21 protein-coding genes and 1 tRNA gene are annotated in these 19193 nt (G+C 30.3%); 14 read left to right on the plus strand and 8 right to left on the minus strand.

What is annotated here, in order from left to right; translation table 11 throughout:
• Positions 1 to 55 precede the first annotated feature (55 nt).
• Positions 56 to 352 (minus strand): hypothetical protein, encoded by a 297-nt coding sequence (locus KQS_RS12955; RefSeq protein ID WP_157868433.1) that lies wholly within the window; start codon positions 350 to 352, stop codon positions 56 to 58.
• Between the two features lie 173 nt (positions 353 to 525).
• On the opposite strand from KQS_RS12955, the gene KQS_RS12960 reads away from it, so the two are divergent.
• Entirely contained in the window at positions 526 to 1680 is a 1155-nt protein-coding gene (locus KQS_RS12960) for a lycopene cyclase family protein (protein ID WP_014389629.1), read from the plus strand.
• On the opposite strand, the gene KQS_RS12965 is transcribed toward KQS_RS12960, so the two are convergent.
• From KQS_RS12965 to KQS_RS12990, 6 genes are all read right to left on the minus strand, one after another.
• Positions 1657 to 2796 (minus strand): TonB-dependent receptor, encoded by a 1140-nt coding sequence (locus KQS_RS12965; RefSeq protein WP_162141192.1) that lies wholly within the window; start codon positions 2794 to 2796, stop codon positions 1657 to 1659. The genes KQS_RS12960 and KQS_RS12965 overlap by 24 nt on opposite strands.
• Before the next feature lie 18 nt (positions 2797 to 2814).
• Positions 2815 to 3297, minus strand: coding sequence for a hypothetical protein (locus KQS_RS12970; protein ID WP_041252118.1), 483 nt, complete (start codon positions 3295 to 3297; stop codon positions 2815 to 2817).
• A gap of 111 nt (positions 3298 to 3408) precedes the next feature.
• On the minus strand, positions 3409 to 3666 hold the full coding sequence (locus KQS_RS12975) for a hypothetical protein (protein ID WP_041252119.1): 258 nt from the start codon (positions 3664 to 3666) through the stop codon (positions 3409 to 3411).
• Positions 3647 to 4288 (minus strand): carboxypeptidase-like regulatory domain-containing protein, encoded by a 642-nt coding sequence (locus KQS_RS12980; protein ID WP_041252120.1) that lies wholly within the window; start codon positions 4286 to 4288, stop codon positions 3647 to 3649. The genes KQS_RS12975 and KQS_RS12980 overlap by 20 nt, the downstream gene beginning before the upstream one ends.
• Positions 4276 to 5040: a GLPGLI family protein gene (locus KQS_RS12985; RefSeq protein WP_014389630.1), complete on the minus strand. Its 765-nt coding sequence runs from the start codon at positions 5038 to 5040 to the stop codon at positions 4276 to 4278. The genes KQS_RS12980 and KQS_RS12985 overlap by 13 nt, the downstream gene beginning before the upstream one ends.
• Before the next feature lie 586 nt (positions 5041 to 5626).
• Complete coding sequence (locus KQS_RS12990) at positions 5627 to 6433, minus strand: hypothetical protein (protein WP_014389631.1); 807 nt, start codon at positions 6431 to 6433, stop codon at positions 5627 to 5629.
• A 142-nt stretch (positions 6434 to 6575) separates the two neighbouring features.
• On the opposite strand from KQS_RS12990, the gene KQS_RS12995 reads away from it, so the two are divergent.
• From KQS_RS12995 to KQS_RS13010, 4 genes are all read left to right on the plus strand, one after another.
• Entirely contained in the window at positions 6576 to 6986 is a 411-nt protein-coding gene (locus tag KQS_RS12995; RefSeq protein WP_014389632.1) for a BrxA/BrxB family bacilliredoxin, read from the plus strand.
• 83 nt (positions 6987 to 7069) lie between these two features.
• Positions 7070 to 7804: a lysophospholipid acyltransferase family protein gene (locus KQS_RS13000; protein WP_014389633.1), complete on the plus strand. Its 735-nt coding sequence runs from the start codon at positions 7070 to 7072 to the stop codon at positions 7802 to 7804.
• Between the two features lie 4 nt (positions 7805 to 7808).
• Positions 7809 to 8798 carry an acyl-ACP desaturase gene (locus KQS_RS13005; RefSeq protein ID WP_014389634.1) on the plus strand — a complete coding sequence of 330 codons (990 nt, stop codon included), beginning with the start codon at positions 7809 to 7811 and terminating at the stop codon, positions 8796 to 8798.
• 42 nt (positions 8799 to 8840) lie between these two features.
• Positions 8841 to 9485, plus strand: a complete 645-nt coding sequence (locus KQS_RS13010; RefSeq protein ID WP_014389635.1) for an HD domain-containing protein — start codon at positions 8841 to 8843, stop codon at positions 9483 to 9485.
• A gap of 51 nt (positions 9486 to 9536) precedes the next feature.
• Here the strand turns inward: KQS_RS13010 and gdhA are convergent, their stop codons facing one another.
• Positions 9537 to 10880, minus strand: coding sequence for an NADP-specific glutamate dehydrogenase (gene gdhA, locus KQS_RS13015; protein WP_014389636.1), 1344 nt, complete (start codon positions 10878 to 10880; stop codon positions 9537 to 9539).
• Between the two features lie 223 nt (positions 10881 to 11103).
• On the opposite strand from gdhA, the gene KQS_RS13020 reads away from it, so the two are divergent.
• The 9 genes from KQS_RS13020 (at position 11104) to KQS_RS14260 (ending at position 19168) form a co-directional block, all read left to right on the plus strand.
• Positions 11104 to 11892: a THC0290_0291 family protein gene (locus KQS_RS13020; protein WP_014389637.1), complete on the plus strand. Its 789-nt coding sequence runs from the start codon at positions 11104 to 11106 to the stop codon at positions 11890 to 11892.
• A gap of 109 nt (positions 11893 to 12001) precedes the next feature.
• Positions 12002 to 12337: a T9SS type A sorting domain-containing protein gene (locus KQS_RS13025; protein ID WP_014389638.1), complete on the plus strand. Its 336-nt coding sequence runs from the start codon at positions 12002 to 12004 to the stop codon at positions 12335 to 12337.
• A 104-nt stretch (positions 12338 to 12441) separates the two neighbouring features.
• The gene (locus tag KQS_RS14110; protein ID WP_014389639.1) at positions 12442 to 14217 is read left to right on the plus strand and encodes a T9SS type A sorting domain-containing protein; all 1776 of its coding nucleotides are present in this window, start codon (positions 12442 to 12444) and stop codon (positions 14215 to 14217) included.
• A 111-nt stretch (positions 14218 to 14328) separates the two neighbouring features.
• Positions 14329 to 15309, plus strand: coding sequence for a LuxE/PaaK family acyltransferase (locus tag KQS_RS13035; RefSeq protein WP_014389640.1), 981 nt, complete (start codon positions 14329 to 14331; stop codon positions 15307 to 15309).
• Positions 15310 to 15410: 101 nt separating this feature from the next.
• Entirely contained in the window at positions 15411 to 16178 is a 768-nt protein-coding gene (locus KQS_RS13040; protein WP_014389641.1) for a TatD family hydrolase, read from the plus strand.
• A 59-nt stretch (positions 16179 to 16237) separates the two neighbouring features.
• On the plus strand, positions 16238 to 17380 hold the full coding sequence (locus KQS_RS13045) for a lysophospholipid acyltransferase family protein (RefSeq protein ID WP_014389642.1): 1143 nt from the start codon (positions 16238 to 16240) through the stop codon (positions 17378 to 17380).
• Complete coding sequence (locus KQS_RS13050; protein ID WP_157868434.1) at positions 17367 to 18401, plus strand: asparaginase; 1035 nt, start codon at positions 17367 to 17369, stop codon at positions 18399 to 18401. Before KQS_RS13045 ends, KQS_RS13050 begins: the two co-directional genes overlap by 14 nt.
• A gap of 5 nt (positions 18402 to 18406) precedes the next feature.
• A tRNA-Ser gene (locus tag KQS_RS13055) sits at positions 18407 to 18494 on the plus strand.
• 14 nt (positions 18495 to 18508) lie between these two features.
• Positions 18509 to 19168, plus strand: coding sequence for a porin family protein (locus KQS_RS14260; RefSeq protein ID WP_014389644.1), 660 nt, complete (start codon positions 18509 to 18511; stop codon positions 19166 to 19168).
• Positions 19169 to 19193: the final 25 nt, after the last annotated feature.

Consider the following 19193-nt stretch of genomic DNA (forward strand, 5'->3'; position numbering starts at 1 on the left):
ATGAATACTCTATTTCTGTTACATCAAAAAAAAGTGATAACAGTTATATAAACATTTAAGCTATTTTAGGCGGTTGCCAAATCGAAGTTAAAAAACTTGAGATGAATACTTGACTTTCATTAAAATTAGGAACCAACTCATCCTGAACAGCCGGTTGAGGCTCAAAAAAAGTAATTTGTTCCGGTAAAGCTAAAACCACATTGGGGTGATTATCTTGAAAATTTTTAAAGGGCAATTGCATATCTTTGTCATGATCGGCATCAATATGCTTTCCATTTAAATAATGCATTTCCAAAAAGCTAAGTAAGGAAAGTGCTTTGTTTTCTCTTTTATGCTCTAAATAATGTTCCATAAGTAATGGGGTCTTCACTAACTGATGCACTTCAGTCATTGAAAACAAATACACAACCAAAAATACTATGGACAAATATTTTCTCACACAACAAAAGTAATAATTATTTATTTTGTTTGTATTAATAATATCATAAATAAAAGTAACTTTACTTTTTTTATAAAAGGTTTGAAATGCAACATTATCACTATATATTTACGGGCGGTGGATTAGGAACGTTAATGACCTTGTATCATTTTGCAAAAGACAACTTTTATCGTGACAAACAAATATTAGTAATCGAAAAAGAATCAAAAAACAGCAACGACAGAACTTGGTGTTTTTGGGACGAAACATCCATTTTTGATTCCATTGCTGATAAAAACTGGCAAAAAGCTTGGTTTAAAAATACTCAAAAAATACAACAATTAGATTTAGGTTCTTACCATTATAAAAAAGTTAGAAGTGCCGCTTTTTATAAATACGTTCGTGAAAATATAGAACAAAAATTAACTGTTCATTTCATACAAGAAGAAGTCATAGATTTCTCAGAACTTGGACAACATTGTTTGGTTAAAACCAATACCAACAATTATACCTGCAATTGTGTTTTTAATAGTATTTACGACCCTACTCCTGTTTTAAACCAGAAAAAATTTCCTTTAATTCAGCAACATTTTATTGGTTGGGTGGTAAAAACCAAAGAAGCCGTTTTTACAGAAGACTGTCCTACTTTCATGGACTTTTCAATTGAACAAAATGGCAATACGCGTTTTATGTATGTTTTACCAAATTCAAAAACGGAAGCTTTAATTGAATATACGTTGTTTTCCAAAGCTCTATTGGAGCAAAATGAATACGAAAACGCCATCATGGCATACCTCAAAAATTTGGGCGTAACAGCATACGAAATAATAGAAAAAGAACAAGGTAACATCCCCATGACCTGTTATCCGTTTTGGCAAAAAAACACCCGAAACATTTTACACATTGGAACCGCAGGAGGTTGGACCAAAGCAAGTACAGGATACACCTTTAAAAACGCTTATAAAATTTCAAAAAGAGTAAGTGATTTCACCAAAACCAATTCAGATTTTAGAACATTTCATTCTAAAACTAAATTTTGGTTTTATGATTTATTGTTGATTGATATTTTGTTTGAAAACAATAAAGTAGGCAATCAAATTTTTAGCGCGCTATTTAATGATGGAAAAGCTGCCTTGATTTTTAAATTTTTGGATGAAGAAACTTCAATATTGGAAGATTTAAAGGTGATTTGGAAATGCCCGAAAGGAATTTTTATTAAAGCGCTTTTCAACCGAATGTTAAAAACGAAATTCAATCTTTAACAATGCAAATCTAGGAACGAGTTTATATTTAAAAGTACTCACTTCCAAATCAGTAATGTTTTGTGTTACATAAAAATTTTGATTGAATAAATTATTAACTACTAAACTAAGATTTAATTTTTCTAAAATTTTATAATCTACATTAAAATCCAAAAAGGAAAAATTATTGTTATTTTTCATTTTAAAATGGTAATTCTCTCCTTTAATATTTAAATTTAATTTTTTAAAAAATCTAAAATCTAAATTTAAAAACGACACATTACTTCTAAATGTATTTTTTGTTATTGAGTTATTTGTATTTCTTAACCAATTGGAACCAAAATGATAATTAAAGGGACCCTGGAAACCGGAACGGAATTCAAAACCTAAATCAAAATTTGAAGAAACAACATTAATAGATTCATTAGAATTAAATATTGTTTGATAGGTACTTCTAGAAATGGAAGAATAAACTTTAAAATTAGATGAAATAATTTTTAAATATTTTTCTAGATTTATATTCAGCATTAAACTTTCTTTATTTTTTAAATTTATAGTAGAACTGATGATATAATTCTGAAAAACTTTTGAATTATTTGAAAAATAATTATAATCTTTATTATAAATAATCAAAGCATTAGCTAAAAATTTCTTCCCAAATGTACCGTAATTATAACCTAAAAGATGTTGCCTGTTTTTCAAATAAGAAATTGAGTTGTCGTTCATTCTTATTGTTCTAAAATTGGTTATTATATAATTAGAATATAAATTTCTTAATTCAACATTCTTATTATTTAAAGAATGAGAAGAATAAATTTTATTTTTTTCATTAAAAGAATAACTAAATTCTAATTTAGGATTACTAAAAATTTTATTGGATTGAAGACTCACAATACTATTTACAAGTTCATTCTTTATGAAGTTAATTTCATTGTTTGCGGTTAAAGAAAATTTATCCGAATTATAATTATATGAAAAATTAAGAAAAATATTTTGTGAAAAAAGGCTACTATTATTTGAAAATGCATTAAATTGATCGTTATTTCCAGAGTTTGATAAAGCAGACTCTAATTTGTCATTAAAAAACATTGTACCCAATCTTAATTTATATACACTTTTTACAAATTTCTTAGACAAAAAATTGATATTAAAGTTTTAGTAATTTCTTTTCTGATATGTGTTCTGATTAAAACTATATAATGAAACAGGAAGTATGGGTTGGTATGTGTTAGAATCGGTAAAATAATATTGAGGTAATTCCTCACTGATAAAACTAAAGTTATAAATTAAAACTTTTGTGTTGCTTATTTTATAAGTGTATTTACATTCTGAATTAAAAAAAGTATTTAAATTGTTTAAATTTTGTTTTAACGGGATGTTATTAAAATATACATCTAAAAATTGATGCGTTTTAAAACTGTTATATGCCAGACTATATTCTAAAGAGTTCTTCATATTAAAATCTAAAGAATAGTTTAATTTGGTAAAAATGAAATTTGTATTTTTTTTACCAAAATTATTTTCAATATTTTGAAATTCATTAGTTGTTGCGTATGCAGTTGTATTACTATAATTTTCAAAATAATTTTCATCTTTGTTGAAAGAAGTAACTATTTTTAGTTTTGACTTTTTAGACAAATTAAGGATATCGCTTACAGAAAAAAATTCTTAATTATTAAAATTTATTCTTTTAGATTCTATATTTAATAAACTGAAATTTAAAGATTGAATAAACGACAATTGTTTATATTAATGTGCACCAAAATCGTCTAATGTGGCTTGATTTAAATTATAAATCCCTTCCGTATTATCACTTCCAATATTGTTGATATTTGTTAAAAAATACAATTTATTTTTTAAACCAAAATTCATAACATTACTTTTTACATCATATTTGTTTTTCGAAAAAAAACCATATCCCAAATCACTATTTCCAAATAGAATATTTTTAAATTCCTTTTTAAGTTTTAAGTTTAATGCAACTTTATCACTCTTTTTTAATTCCATTAAGATGTTTGTTATTTGAATGATTTTTATAAACTTCTATTTTATCTAATGGATTGGAAGGCATGTTTTTTGTTAAAATTTTATATCCTTTTTCAAAAAAATCATCTCCTTCAACCATTATTTTTTCGACTTCTTGATTTCCAATTTTAACCGTTCCATCAGATAAAACATTTATACCCGGTATCTTTTTAAGTAAATCTTCAACTACTTTCTCATTCCCTTGAGAAAAAGCTTTAACATCAAATACAATAGTATCTTTTTTTATTTTTACTGGTAATTCATTTTTTATAATTACTTCTTTAATTTCAATATCTTTTTTAACTAACTGTATTTGAATTGTTTCATTCTGTTTTAAGTATTCCCTAGTAATTTCAATACTTTTTTTTTCGTAACCTATTGCATTTACATATAAAATAACCGTTTTAGAAATTTCTAAATGTAAATCAAAAGTCCCTTGCTTAGAAGTGGATGTATATGCAAGTGTTTTATTAGATTCATCTTTAGCAACTACACTTGCAGCACTAATAATTTCACCTAATTCATTTTTAACAATGCCATTAATTTTAGATTGTGAAAATGAATTTAGAGTTATAAAAAGAGTTATAAAAATTACTTTTCCCATTCATATTTTTGTTCAATTCCACCTCTAACAATAACCGTCTCGCCAACTTTTACGCCTTTTGGCACTTGTGAATTTGCCATTTTTATTTGCTCCTTTAATTTCTTGAAATCTTTTTCAACACTTTTTTTAAATGGTTCTATTTTAATTTGATTGTTCATTTTAAAAGCAATTTGTTCCTTGCAATCAAAATCAATTTTATTTACAACCCAACGATAATCTTCTATGTTTTTATTTCTAGCTGTTAATTCCAAAATTAAGCCTGGTAAGCCTTTAAATTTCCAAGGTCCAAAATTAATAGGAATTTCGGGGCAAAAATAAGCTTCAATTTCAGAACCTCTAAACATCCCAATAGCCTTTACAACAATGTAATCACCAATGTTTTTGGTTTCATTATCATAAATTTTCCAAGTAATTTCAGGTAATTCGTCTTTGTAACAAACAACTTTATGTTCGTCTAGACTAAAATAATTAATAAATAAATCTTGACTAGTACTTGTATGATAAAAACTAACTACTGGTAAATCAATTCTTTTCTGTTTTACTTCTAACTCACTTTTTTCTTCATTTAAAATTTTAGTGTTATCATTAAAAATTGTTAGACTGTCATTTCTATATACTGCCGAATCAGCTTTAACATAGAGATACTCTTTATTGGTTATTCCGTTTTTATTGGAAATATAATCTATTTTAACAAGCTTGTTTTCTTGTGAAAACACTAATGCTGAAAAAAAGAATACTAATAGATATTTCATAATTTTAAAATGTAAACATCACCAGTGAAATAAATTCACTGGTGAAAAAATTAATATTTTATTATTGTAGGGCTAATAATTTGGCTTTACAATCTTCTAAACTATCTGCTTCAATTGAATGATGAGTGTACCAAGAATAAGTAGAGCCATTAGGATACTTTAATGTATGTTTAACTCTATAATTACAAATTCCTTTTACATTACTATTAAAATTTCTACTTTAAAGTTGTCTTTTACTATTTCATTTGCTGAAGAGATTGCTGCAAATGAAATAAAAGCAAAAACAGATAAAACAAATTTTTTCATAATTCTTTTTAAATTTAAAATTTACCTTACTTTCAGATGTTTTTAAGTCGCTGTTTCAGTTTTCCGACTTCGTTTGCAAACTGAAGGCTAAACAAAAAATAAAAAGACAGATTTCCAAATTTTTTGCTAATATTTATAAATTAATTCTTACCAATAAATACTATTAGAAACTAAAATTTTTAGCTAAAGAAATAGATTCTTAGAAAGATTTAAAGGTGATTTAGAAACGCCCGAAAGGAATTTTTATAAAAGCCCTTTTCAACCGAATTTTATAAATATTTTAATCAAACCGATGATACAACTCAATTTTTGTTGTGAAATTGGTTCTTTTAGAAAAAACAACACCTTCTTTAGTATATCGATTAAAAAGAAAATCACGCAATTTTTCATCAATGGTTAAACTTTCTAAAGCCATTTTCTTTTTAATAATTTTAAAAGTCATTTCTACTTTTTCACGTTGGTAAATCCAACTTGAAGTATAGGCATGATATTTCCCAAAGGTTTCATTACTTGTATAATAAAAGGGATAAGGTGTTTGGACTTCGTATGTTAACTGCAGTAAATTGAAGTTCTTATCGACAACAAATTTACCTGTATAAAAATTAAACGATTGAAAGGTAACTTGTAAATCTTCATCATTTAACCATTCTACTTTATAAGTATAGGCATTTGTGTTTTTAAAAAAATCTAAATCAGCAATTGTAATATTTTTACGAACTGGAAATCCAGAAATCCAACCAATTGGCGATTCAGAAGTTGAATATTCTTTAAATGTTTCTTTAACCTTTGAAAACCAATTATCTTTATTTTCTACTTCATTTTTTTTCGTGAAGTTCCCAGCAAAATCAACACACTTAATTAATTGATTTTCCTTTCTATAAATTATAGTATCTGAGTTTTCTAAATTAAGCTGATTTAAAGTATAAGTGTACGTTGTAGAATCTACATTTTTAAGCAATTGTTTATTTACTTTTTTAAGTATAGTGGCTATTTTGGGCGCTTTTTTTACTACAACCACTTCAATTTCTTTATCATTTTGAGCATAAAGAAACGTTGAAAACAGAAATAATAAAAGTAATTGTCTCATTGTATTTTTTCACAAATATATTAGGTTAAATTGGTAATAAACTACATCTATATAAACAATAACAAATCTTTATGATTTTACGCTATTAAAGCTCTAAAAAACTTTGTAAATTTGCCATCATTAATTTAGAAATAAATAGAGTATGTATCCAGAAGAATTAGTAAAACCAATGCGTGCTGAGTTATCAGAAGCCGGTTTCCAAGAATTATATACCGCAAACGACGTAGAACAAGCTATTGCAAAAGAAGGCACTACACTAGTAGTGGTGAATTCAGTATGTGGATGTGCCGCTAGAAATGCGCGCCCAGGTGCAAGAATGAGTTTAGACAACAGTAAAGTTCCTACGCAATTAATCACTGTTTTCGCAGGAGTTGACAAAGAAGCGGTTGACAAAGCAAGAGAACACATGTTCCCATTTCCACCATCTTCACCTTGTATGGCATTATTCAAAAACGGGGAATTAGTACATATGTTAGAAAGACATCATATTGAAGGCAGACCTGCAGACTTAATTGCTGAAAATCTGAAAGATGCTTACAACGAATTCTGCTAATATGCTATGTTAACATATAACAAAACCATCAAAAATGATGGTTTTTATTTTTTTAACAAATATCTTTGGAAAAAAATTTAAAAATGCAAAAAATAATCTCCTATCCATTTTCAATTTTATTCTATTTATTCTTTAGTTTATGGTTGGTTATATTTCATCCTATACAATGGGTGTGTTACAATGTATTTGGATACAATGCCCACCGATGGAGTGTTGCAATTTTAAATTGGTTTTTAGTTAGAACGACTCATCTTTTAGGAACAACATATTCTATTAAAGGAATGGAAAATGTTCCAAATAATGTTCCAGTGATAATTGTTTCCAATCATCAAAGCTTATACGACATACCGCCATACATTTGGTTTTTAAGAAAATTACATCCTAAATTCATTAGTAAAAAAGAATTAGGAAAAGGCATTCCTAGTGTGTCATATAACTTAAAATATGGTGGCTCTGCATTAATCGACAGAAAAGATCCAAAACAAGCCTTGCCAGAAATAAAAAAAGTGGCAGAATACATCAATAAAAATAATTATTCAGTAGTTATATTTCCAGAAGGTACTCGAAGCAAAACGGGTAAACCAAAAGAATTTGCTACGAATGGATTAAAAATGTTATATAAATTTGCCCCAGACGCCTACTTTTTACCTGTAACAATTAACAACTCTTGGAAAATGACTCGCTTTGGTCAATTCCCATTAGGCTTAGGTAATCGTTTAGAATTTATTATACACAGCCCTTTAAAAATTTCAGATTATTCTTTTGAAGAGATTTTTGAAAAAACCGAAAAAGTAATAACCCAACATATAAAAATTTAAAAAAATGTCATTAAAAAATGTTCGATTGGAAGTCATGCAACTGTTAGAAAAGAAAATTGATTCTTTTATGAATGATTTTCTAATTCCGGTTGAAAAAATTTGGCAACCAACCGATTTATTACCCCATTCTGAAACTGACACCTTTATTGAAGATGTAACAGAGTTGAGAGAAATTGCTAAAGATTTACCTTATGATTTTTGGGTAGTTTTAGTAGGAGACACTATCACTGAAGAAGCATTACCTACTTATGAATCTTGGCTAATGGAAGTAGAAGGAGTAGATAACGAAGGAAGAAATGGATGGAGCAAATGGGTTCGCCATTGGACCGGAGAAGAAAACCGCCACGGTGACGTATTAAACAAGTACTTGTATCTTTCAGGAAGAGTAAACATGAAAGAAGTAGAACAAACTACACATCATTTAATAAACGATGGATTTGACATAGGTACTGGTAAAGATCCTTATAAAAATTTTGTTTATACAAGTTTCCAAGAATTAGCTACTTACGTTTCACATAACCGTGTTGCACAAATTGCTAAAAAATTTGGAGATAAAAAATTACACAAAATGTGTAACTTAATTGCAGGGGACGAAATGCGTCATCACTTAGCTTACAGTGAATTCGTAAATCAAATCTTCAAAGTAGATCCAAGTGAAATGATGTTAGCTTTTCAACACATGATGAAGTTAAAAATTACCATGCCGGCTCATTTCTTAAGAGAATCAGGAGAAAAAATAAGCACCGCATTTGAACAATTTTCCACTTCTGCTCAAAAGTTAGGTGTGTACACCTCAATGGATTATGTAGACATCATGCAAAAACTGATTGATAAATGGGAAATTGACAAAATAAATGGATTGACTGATGAAGCTGAAAAAGCAAGAGATTTTATCATGAAATTACCCGAAAGAATGAAGAAAATTTCAGAAAGATTAATTTTACCCGATGAAACTCATATCTTTAAGTGGGTTCAACCAGCATTAATAAAATAATTTAAATTTAATCCTTTCGCAATTGAAAGGATTTTTTTTCCTATGACACTTATAGACAACACCATTTTATTTGTTAAAAAGCAATTGCAGCATGCAGAAGGCGGACACGATTGGTTTCACATTGAACGTGTATATAAAAACGCTCTTTTAATTGCGCAATCAGAAGAATGCAATTTAACTGTTGTAAAACTAGCGGCTTTATTACATGATATTGCCGATAGTAAATTTCATAATGGAGATGAAAATATTGGTCCGAAAACAGCACGTAATTTTCTAGAACAAGAAAATGTTGATGAGACCACCATTGCTCATGTGGTAGCAATCATTGAAAATATTTCTTTTAAAGGAGGTAATGTCACGAAAACATTTTATTCAAAAGAGTTAGACATTGTACAAGACGCCGATCGTTTAGATGCCATTGGAGCCATTGGCATTGCACGTACTTTCAATTATGGAGGATTTAAAAACAGACCGTTGTATGACCCTGCAATTCCACCGCAAATGAATATGAATAAGGAGGAATATAAAAACTCAAGCGCTCCTACTTTAAATCATTTCTATGAAAAATTATTGCTTTTAAAAGATAAAATGAATACCGAAACAGGAAAAAAAATCGCTTTAGCTAGACATCAGTTTATGGAACGATTTTTAGCGCAATTCTATTCAGAATGGGAAGGTCAAAACTAAAAAAAGCGGCTATCAGAATTGATAGCCGCTTTTGTACATATTAAGTTGTAATTATACTACACCTTGACCTAACATTGCATCAGCCACTTTAACGAAACCAGCAATATTTGCACCTCTAACGTAATCAACAAAACCAGTTTCATCTTTACCATATTTCACACAAGCCTCGTGAATATCACTCATAATTCTGTGTAATCTTTGGTCAACTTCTTCTCTAGTCCAAGACAAACGTAAAGAGTTTTGAGACATTTCTAAACCAGAAGTAGCAACACCACCCGCGTTAGAAGCTTTACCAGGAGCAAATAAAATTTTAGCCGCTAAAAATACCTCAACCGCTTCAGGAGTTGAAGGCATGTTTGCACCTTCAGCCACACAAAAACATCCATTAGCTACTAAAGTTTTTGCTTCTTCACCATTTAACTCGTTTTGAGTTGCACATGGTAAAGCAATATCACATTTAACTTCCCAAGGGCGTTTTCCTTCCACAAATTTTGCATTAGGATATTTAGCCACATACTCATTAATTCTTCCGTATCTTACATTTTTAATTTCCATGATATAAGCTAATTTCTCAGCATCAATTCCATCGGCATCATAAATATAACCTGATGAATCAGAAGCAGTAACCACTTTACCACCTAATTGAGTAGCTTTTTCAATAGCATATTGAGCAACATTTCCTGAACCAGAAACAACTACAGTTTTACCCGCAAAGCTTTCACCTCTTGTAGCTAACATGTTTTGTGCAAAATATACATCACCATAACCAGTTGCTTCAGGACGGATTAATGAACCACCAAACGTAATACCTTTTCCAGTTAATACACCTGTAAATTCATTTCTTAATTTTTTATATTGACCAAACATGTAACCTACTTCTCTTCCTCCTACACCAATATCACCAGCAGGTACGTCAGTATCAGCACCAATATGTCTTTGTAATTCAGTCATAAATGCTTGACAGAATCTCATAATTTCATTATCAGATTTACCTTTTGGATCAAAATCAGAACCTCCTTTTCCTCCACCCATTGGCAAAGTTGTTAAAGAGTTTTTAAAAACTTGTTCAAAAGCTAAGAATTTTAAAATACTTAAATTTACTGAAGGATGGAAACGAATACCTCCTTTATATGGTCCAATAGCTGAATTCATTTGAATTCTATAACCTCTGTTTACTTGTGTATTACCTGCATCATCAATCCAAGCAATTCTAAACATGATTACTCTTTCTGGTTCAACCATTCTTTCCAATAACATTTTACCTTGATATTTAGGATTTTGCTCAATGAAAGGAATTACTGTTTCTGCAACCTCTTTTACTGCTTGCATAAACTCTGGCTCATTTGCATTTCTCTTAGCAACTGCTTCTAAAAATGCATTAACACTTTGACTCATAATATATTTTAATTTATTAAAATTATCTAGAGGCAAATATACATTATTAAACATAACCCACGAAGAATATAACAAAATTTTAAAGTTTAATTTATTAAATATTGATTAATCGTGCTTTATGTTGTGCAATTTTTAAGAAATCAGCAATTTTAGAATTAAATTAGAAATTTATTTTAATATGAATTTTGTTTTTATATATTTGTCGGATAAAACATTTTAAGTTATGCCAAAGAAAATACTTTTAGCTCTTTTATTCGCTTTTGGTGCTCAATCGGTTTCATTTGCTCAATTTGGTTTTTCTCATGAGGTAGGTGCTTTTGTAGGGCCAACTTTATTTTATTCTGATTATGGACAAAGCGACAACACAGAAACCAATTTAACTAATAATGGTTTTGGTATTGGATTAGTACATTACATGAACTTTTCATATAGAGCTGAATGTAACTGTTATACACCTGAAACCTATTTTAACGATCACTTTAAATTAAGATCTGAAATATCCTATACAAGAGCAAAACTAAACCATGCTGGAGAATGGGTAAAACCTGAAAGACAATCCATTACTGCAAAACAGTTAAGAGCGATGCAAGGTTTGGCAAGTGTTACAGATATTGGAATGCAGTTAGAGTATTTTCCATGGAGTATTAGACAATTTACAGCTACTGATGGAGCATGGGGACCATTTGTTGCATTAGGAGCACACTATAATTTTTTCAGCCCTGAAAACACTTCTTCTTTAGGAGAAATCAACACCTCACTTACTTATCCTGAAAAGTATTTATACAAAGATGCTGTTACAAACGCAAGCGGAAGCACATGGAGTGTAGTTGCAAGTGCTGGTACAAGATATAAATTAACGGAGTTATCGGATTTATTTGTAGAGTTAAGATGGCAATATTATTTTTCTAACTGGGTTGAAGGTGTAAGTCCAGATCCAATTAGATATCCAGAAAACAAAGCAAATGATTGGAATTTATGGTTAAATTTTGGATACATCTACTACTTAGATTAATTTCAAAAAAATATATATTTCACTAAATCCCGATTTTTTTCGGGATTTTTTTATGATGTGGCATGATGATTGATTTATTTTATTTATCTTTACAAAACAAATAATTCACATGAAGAAAAATTACTTTTATACATTAATTTTACTTTTTATTTTCTCTATCAGCATTCAAGCGCAAGATAGCAGAGTTGTTGTGAACAAATCTCAAGACCCAGTAATTGAAGGATTAAGTGTTTATCCTAACCCTAATAACACTGGAAAAGTCTTCATTACTTCTAAATCAAACTTAGAGAAGAAAGTCGAAATTTTTGATGTGTTAGGAAAAAAAGTAGTTGATGTAACACTTTACACCAAAGAGCTAAACATTAGCAACTTGAACCCTGGGGTTTATATTATCAAAGTTAAAGAAGGAGAAGCCTCTGCGACTAGAAAACTTATTATCAACTAATTAAGCAAGTGTTAAAATTAGAAAATTAATCTAAATTTTACATTAAAACTTGGTTGCTTAACTAGATTGTTCATATCTTTGTAGAAAATTTTAATATTCATAAAATGAAAAAACTTTACTCAATTTTTATTGGTTTAATTTCGTTTGCTTCATTTGGACAAACTATTTATTCTGAAAATATGGGAACTCCCACTGGAAATACAGCTGTTGCTACCTACGTTACTGGAACTGCACCTGCAACTTTTCAAAATGGTTCCCCGATAGTTTACACTGGTACATCTGGTGCTAACATGATGAGAGTTTCTACTGCTTCATCAGGTTATACTGGAGCATCTGGAAATGGAAATGTTTTTTTTAATCAGACTACCAATGTTGGTCATTTTTTCCAAATTGACGGAATAAATACTTCAGCATATAGCGCAGCTGACTTAAAATTATCTTTTGGAATGTTGAGCACAAGTATTGCTACTTCACAATTAATTGTTGAACAAAGCACGAACGGCGGTTCTACTTGGACTCCACTTTCATATACAGCTCCAACTGCTGCAAATTCTTGGACGTTGGTTTCAATTTCTGGAGGTGCAATCCCTTCTTCAACAACGTTATCTTTAAGATTTACTCAACCGTCAACTGCAACAACTCCTGTTTCTACACAATTTAGAATTGATGATGTTAAAGTTGAAAACGTATCTGCATCTTGTACTTTATCATTAGGAACACCGGTTGTTGCTTGTGTTACTTCAACTTCTGGCTTAGACAATTATACAGTTACAATTCCTTATACTGGTGGAGCAACTGCAACTTACACTATTACAACAACCGGTGTTGTTAGTGGAGACAATCCAACAACTACTGCCGCAGGTAATATAATAATCACTATGAGTGAAAGTGTTACAGGAACTCAATCAGTTACAGTAAGTTCAAGTCCAACATGTACTTTTACAACTAACTTTACTAGTCCAGACAACTGTATTGCAACTAATTCATTACCTGTAAACGAACCTTTTAATTATGCTGTAGGAACTCAATTGAACACATCTCAAATGTGGAAAAATAGCTCGGTTGGTGCAGATGAAATATTAGCTGTTAGCGGTAACCTTACTTATACTGGTATAACTTCAACTGGTAATTCAGTTTCATTTACAGGAACAGGTAGCGATACTTTACTTCCATTCACTGATACAACTTCTGGTGACTTATTTACATCTTTTTTAGTAAAAGTTAGTGACTTAACAGGAATTTCAACAACAGGATCTACTTATTTTGCAGTTTTAACTAATGCATCTAACGCATTTACTGTAGCAAGAATATATTTCAAAACTGATGGTACAAATTTCCAATACGGAATTAGTCCAACAACTACTGTTGCAGATATTGTTTGGTCTGCTAATACATACGCTGTAAATTCTACTCAGTATTTAGTGTTAAGATATGACTTTACAAATAATTCATTATCATTATATGAAAACCCAACAATTGGTGGATCAGCATCTCCTTCAGTTGTTGTAACTCCAACAACTGCGTTAACTAGCTTAGCTAACTTCATTTTACGTCAAGACTCTGCGACATCAACTCCAGCTATGACAATTGATGAGTTAACAATCACAACTACACCTAACTTTACTTTATCATCAGCTTCATTCTCTCAAATTGATGGTTTAAAAATGTATCCAAACCCTGTTAAAGGTGATAACTTACACATTGAAACAGCTTTAAATGGATCAATCGAAGTTGCAATCTTTGATTTAGTAGGTAAACAAGTAGTATCTACTAAGGTAGTTAACAACACAGTAAATGTAGCTAATTTGACTACTGGTGTTTATGTAGTTAAAATTACAGAAGAAGGTAAAACATCTACTAAGAAATTAGTTATCGAGTAATTATAAATCCTGAAATTAATTCAGGATAACAAATAAAAGAAGCATCAACTTAGGTTGGTGCTTTTTTTTATATGTTTATTTAATGTTACTTTTGCATAAAATATTTTTACATTGATTACAGCAGCTGACATATTTTCTATCGCTTCAAAAAAAGAATTTGAAAAAATTACGTTAAAAGTTTTCAGACACCAATATGAAAACAACGCCGTGTACCATAAATTCTGTAATCTATTAAAAAAAAATCCAACCAACGTAAAACGAATTCCTGATATTCCCTTTTTACCCATCCAATTTTTTAAATCGGAACGAATTGTTTCTAACAAGGCTCCTGATGAAATTATTTTTACAAGTAGTGGCACCACTGGAATGAGTACGAGTAAACACCATGTTACCGATTTAAGTGTATACGAGACAAGTTTTAGACAAGCATTTTCGCAATTTTACGGCAACATAGAAGATTATTGTGTGTTAGCACTATTACCTTCCTATTTAGAAAGAGATGGCTCTTCATTAATTTATATGGCTCAAGATTTAATCGAAGGCAGTCAGCATCCAGATAGTGGTTTTTACTTAAACGAATACCAACAATTAGCCGAAAAATTAATTGCTCTTGATAAAGAGGGACAAAATGTACTACTCATTGGCGTAACCTATGCGTTATTAGATATAATTGAACAATTTGACTTTCAATTAAACAACACGATTATTATGGAAACGGGAGGAATGAAAGGCAAACGTAAAGAAATGATTCGCGAAGAATTACACGCACTATTAAGCAAAGGATTTGGTGTATCTACGATACATTCTGAATACGGAATGACCGAATTGTTGTCACAAGCCTATTCTTTAGGCAATGGTATTTTTGAATGCCCGCCTTGGATGGATGTAATCATTAGAGATACAGAAGATGCATTGAGTTTAATTGGATATAACAAAACAGGCGGTATTAATGTAATAGATTTAGCCAATATAAATTCTTGTGCTTTTATTGCTACGCAAGATTTAGGTAAAAAATACGAAAATCAAACGTTTGAAGTTTTAGGAAGGTTTGACAATAGTGATATAAGAGGTTGTAATTTATTAGTGCAATAAAAACGAATAAGTGATGATTAGACCCGATGGAAGCAGACTACCGTGTAGTGCGAACAGCGGGACTGCATTTGAATTGAAAAACAATATAGTTTCTACAAAAAATGATTTTAACTGACACCCATACCCATTTATATTCTGAGGAATTTGAACAAGACAGAAATGAAATGATGCAACGGGCTCTTGAAAAAGGCGTTACCCGTTTGTTTGTCCCTTCAATTGACAGCAGTTATACACAAAAAATGTATGACTTGGAACTACAATTCCCTGAAAATGTATTTTTAATGATGGGATTACACCCGTGTTATGTAAAAGAAAATTATTTGGAAGAACTAGAACACGTGGAAACCGAATTAGCCAAGAGAAAATTTGCAGCAATTGGCGAAATTGGTATTGATTTGTATTGGGATAAAACGCATTTAAAAGAACAGCAATATGCTTTTCAACATCAAATTCAATTAGCAAAAAAATACAAATTGCCTATAAATATTCATTGCAGAGAGGCTTTTAATGAAATTTTTGAAATATTAGAGCAAGAAAAAAGTAACGAATTATTCGGTATCTTTCATTGTTTTACTGGCAATTATAACCAGGCATTTCAAGCCATTGACTGTGGAATGAAACTAGGCATTGGTGGTGTGGCTACGTTTAAAAATGGAAAAATTGATCAGTTTTTAAATGAAATTTCATTAGAACATATTGTATTAGAAACAGATGCACCCTACTTAGCACCGGTACCTTACAGAGGAAAAAGAAACGAAAGTAGTTATGTGGCGTTAGTTGCAGAAAAATTAGCTTCAATTTACAATAGACCTGTTGAAGAAATAGCAGCCATAACCACAAAAAACTCACAAGATGTTTTTGGTTTTTAACTAAAAAATACGGTGTATTTCCCTTTTTTTTTGTTTTTTTGTAATATAGAAAATTAATCATGTCTAAATTCGATAAAATACGTCCTTACTATGATACTGAGGTAAACCATGCTTTAAAAGAGCTGGTGAACCATCCTATGATGAAAGCGATGATGAATTTTGCTTATCCAAATTTAGATGATGCTATTTGGAAAGAGCAATTATTACGTACTTATTCCATACGCGACTTTCAAATTAATTTTGCTTATCAAGCCATTAAAAAGATTTTAGAAAAAACTTCTGATGGATTGACCACTTCTGGATTTGAAAAGCTTGAACCTAATACGGCTTACTATTTTATTTCGAATCATAGAGATATTATTTTAGACACCTCCTTACTCAATGTTTGCTTATTTGATCATGATTTAATCATGACTGCATCGGCAATTGGAGATAATTTAGTGAAGAAAGACTTTTTATTAAAATTATCGAAACTTAATAGAAACTTTCTAGTTCAACGTGGATTACCCCCAAGAGAATTGTTACAAAGTTCAAAGTTACTTTCTGAATACATGTATCATTTAGTCTCTAGAGAAAACCGTTCGGTATGGATAGCACAACGTGAAGGTAGAACAAAGGATGGTAACGACGCCACTCATCAAGGGGTTTTGAAAATGATTGCCATGGCCAATGATGAAAAAGATGTGATGGATTTTTTCAAAAAGATAAAACTCGTTCCTGTTTCAATTTCCTATGAGTATGACCCTACTGATGCCTTAAAAATGCCTCAATTAATGGCAGAAGCAAATGATGAAATTTACATTAAAGAAAAAAACGAAGATTTCATCACGTTATTAAGTGGAATCATTGGACAGAAAAAAAGAATACACATTCATGTTGGAGACGTATTGGAACAAGAAATTGACCAAATTAAAGCTGAAAACGACAATAACAATAAACAAATCCAAGCATTGGCTCAAGCGATAGATGATTCTATTTTACAATCGTATAAACTTTGGCCTACTAATTTTATTGCTTACGATTTATTACACAACACTACTACTTACAGTTCCATGTATACGGAAAAAGAAAAACAACTTTTTGAACGTCGCCTTGAATTAAGAATCAATGCTGATGATACAAAACAAAAAGAAAGCTTTTTAGCAATGTATGCAAACCCTGTAATTAATAAATTAAAATACCAGGAAATTGAAACCAATTAGCAAACCAAATATCTTGCTTATTTATACGGGTGGCACCATCGGTATGGTTAAAGACGCAAATACTGGAGCACTGAAAGCCTTTAACTTTAACAAATTACAAAAAGGAATTCCTGAATTAAAACTACTGGATTGTATTATTGACGCTATTTCTTTTGATGAGCCTATTGATTCATCAAACATGCAAATTGAAAATTGGAAAAAAATAGCCAGCATCATAGAATCAAATTATATTGCTTATGATGGATTTGTAGTTTTACATGGTTCAGACACCATGTCCTATAGTGCTTCTGCGTTAAGTTTTATGTTAGAAAACATTGCTAAACCAGTGGTTTTTACAGGTTCACAATTACCTATTGGTGATTTAAGAACAGACGCAAAGGAAAACTTAATTACAGCCATTCAAATTGCTTCTTTACAAGAAAATGGCGTTCCTGTAATTAAAGAAGTTTGTTTGTATTTTGAATACAAATTATACAGAGGTAATAGAACCACTAAAATAAGTGCCGAACATTTTAATGCATTCACATCTCCCAATTTTTCAGAATTAGCGGAGTCAGGAGTTCATTTAAAAGTGAATAAACATTTACTAATACAACCAAAAAACAACGAATTAAAGGTTAATCTTTCTTTTGATAATAATGTGTTAATTTTAAAATTATTCCCAGGTATCAATCAGAACGTAGTGAAAGCACTACTAAGCATTCCAAGTTTAAAAGGAGTTGTTTTAGAAACTTATGGTTCTGGAAATGCCCCTATGCATGATTGGTTTATAGAAGAATTAGAAAATGCAACAAAGAAAGGTTTATATATTGTAAATGTTACTCAATGTAGCGGTGGAAGTGTGCTCATGGGGGCTTATGAAACCAGTACAAAACTAAAAGAAATGGGCGTTATTTCAGGAAAAGATATTACAACTGAAGCAGCTATAACAAAATTAATGTACCTTTTAGGTCAACAAGTTTCACCAAATTTCTTTAAAACGATTTTTGAAACTTCATTAAGAGGAGAAATGAACGATTAATACCAAGAGAGGTGGCCGAGTGGTCGAAGGCGCACGCCTGGAAAGTGTGTATGCTCCAAAAGGGCATCGAGGGTTCGAATCCCTTCCTCTCTGCGAAAATAAAAACTATGAACAAAATTGTATTTTTAATACTATTTCCTATTTTAGTTTGGTCACAGGTTACTACGACTAATGAGCCAATTCAAGAAATTGATTCCTTATATAGAGAAGATCAATTTTATTTTTCATTAAGTTATAACATAGTTCACGATAGACCTACTGGGTTTAAACAATTTTCATTTTCTCCAGGAATTACTGCTGGTGTGCTAAGAGATATGCCTATTACAAAAAATAGACATTGGGCTATTGGATTAGGCTTAGGTTATGCATATAATAACATTAAACAATTTATAAACTCTGATGAATTATTTGGAGACAATACTATTATCCCGTCTGAAAACATTAGAACTATAGTAACTTCACACGGTATTGATATTCCTCTAGAAATTAGATGGAGAAACTCAACCCCAGAAAGCCATAAATTTTGGAGAATATACACTGGCTTTAAAGCTTCTTATATAGTAGATGCAAGATTAAAATTAGAATCTTCCTTTGGTAACAGTAATGAATCCATTATGAAAGAAGTTAACCGATGGCAATTTGGCGCTTATATTACAGCTGGGTTTAACACATGGAATCCTTATATTTATTATGGAATTAATCCAATTTTTAAGGACGGTTCTAAAATGAGTAACTTAAATGTAGGGTTTCAGTTTTATATCTTATAAAAAACCATTATGTTTAATAAAAAAC

The organism is Flavobacterium indicum GPTSA100-9 = DSM 17447 (assembly GCF_000455605.1).
Lineage (GTDB): Bacteria > Bacteroidota > Bacteroidia > Flavobacteriales > Flavobacteriaceae > Flavobacterium > Flavobacterium indicum.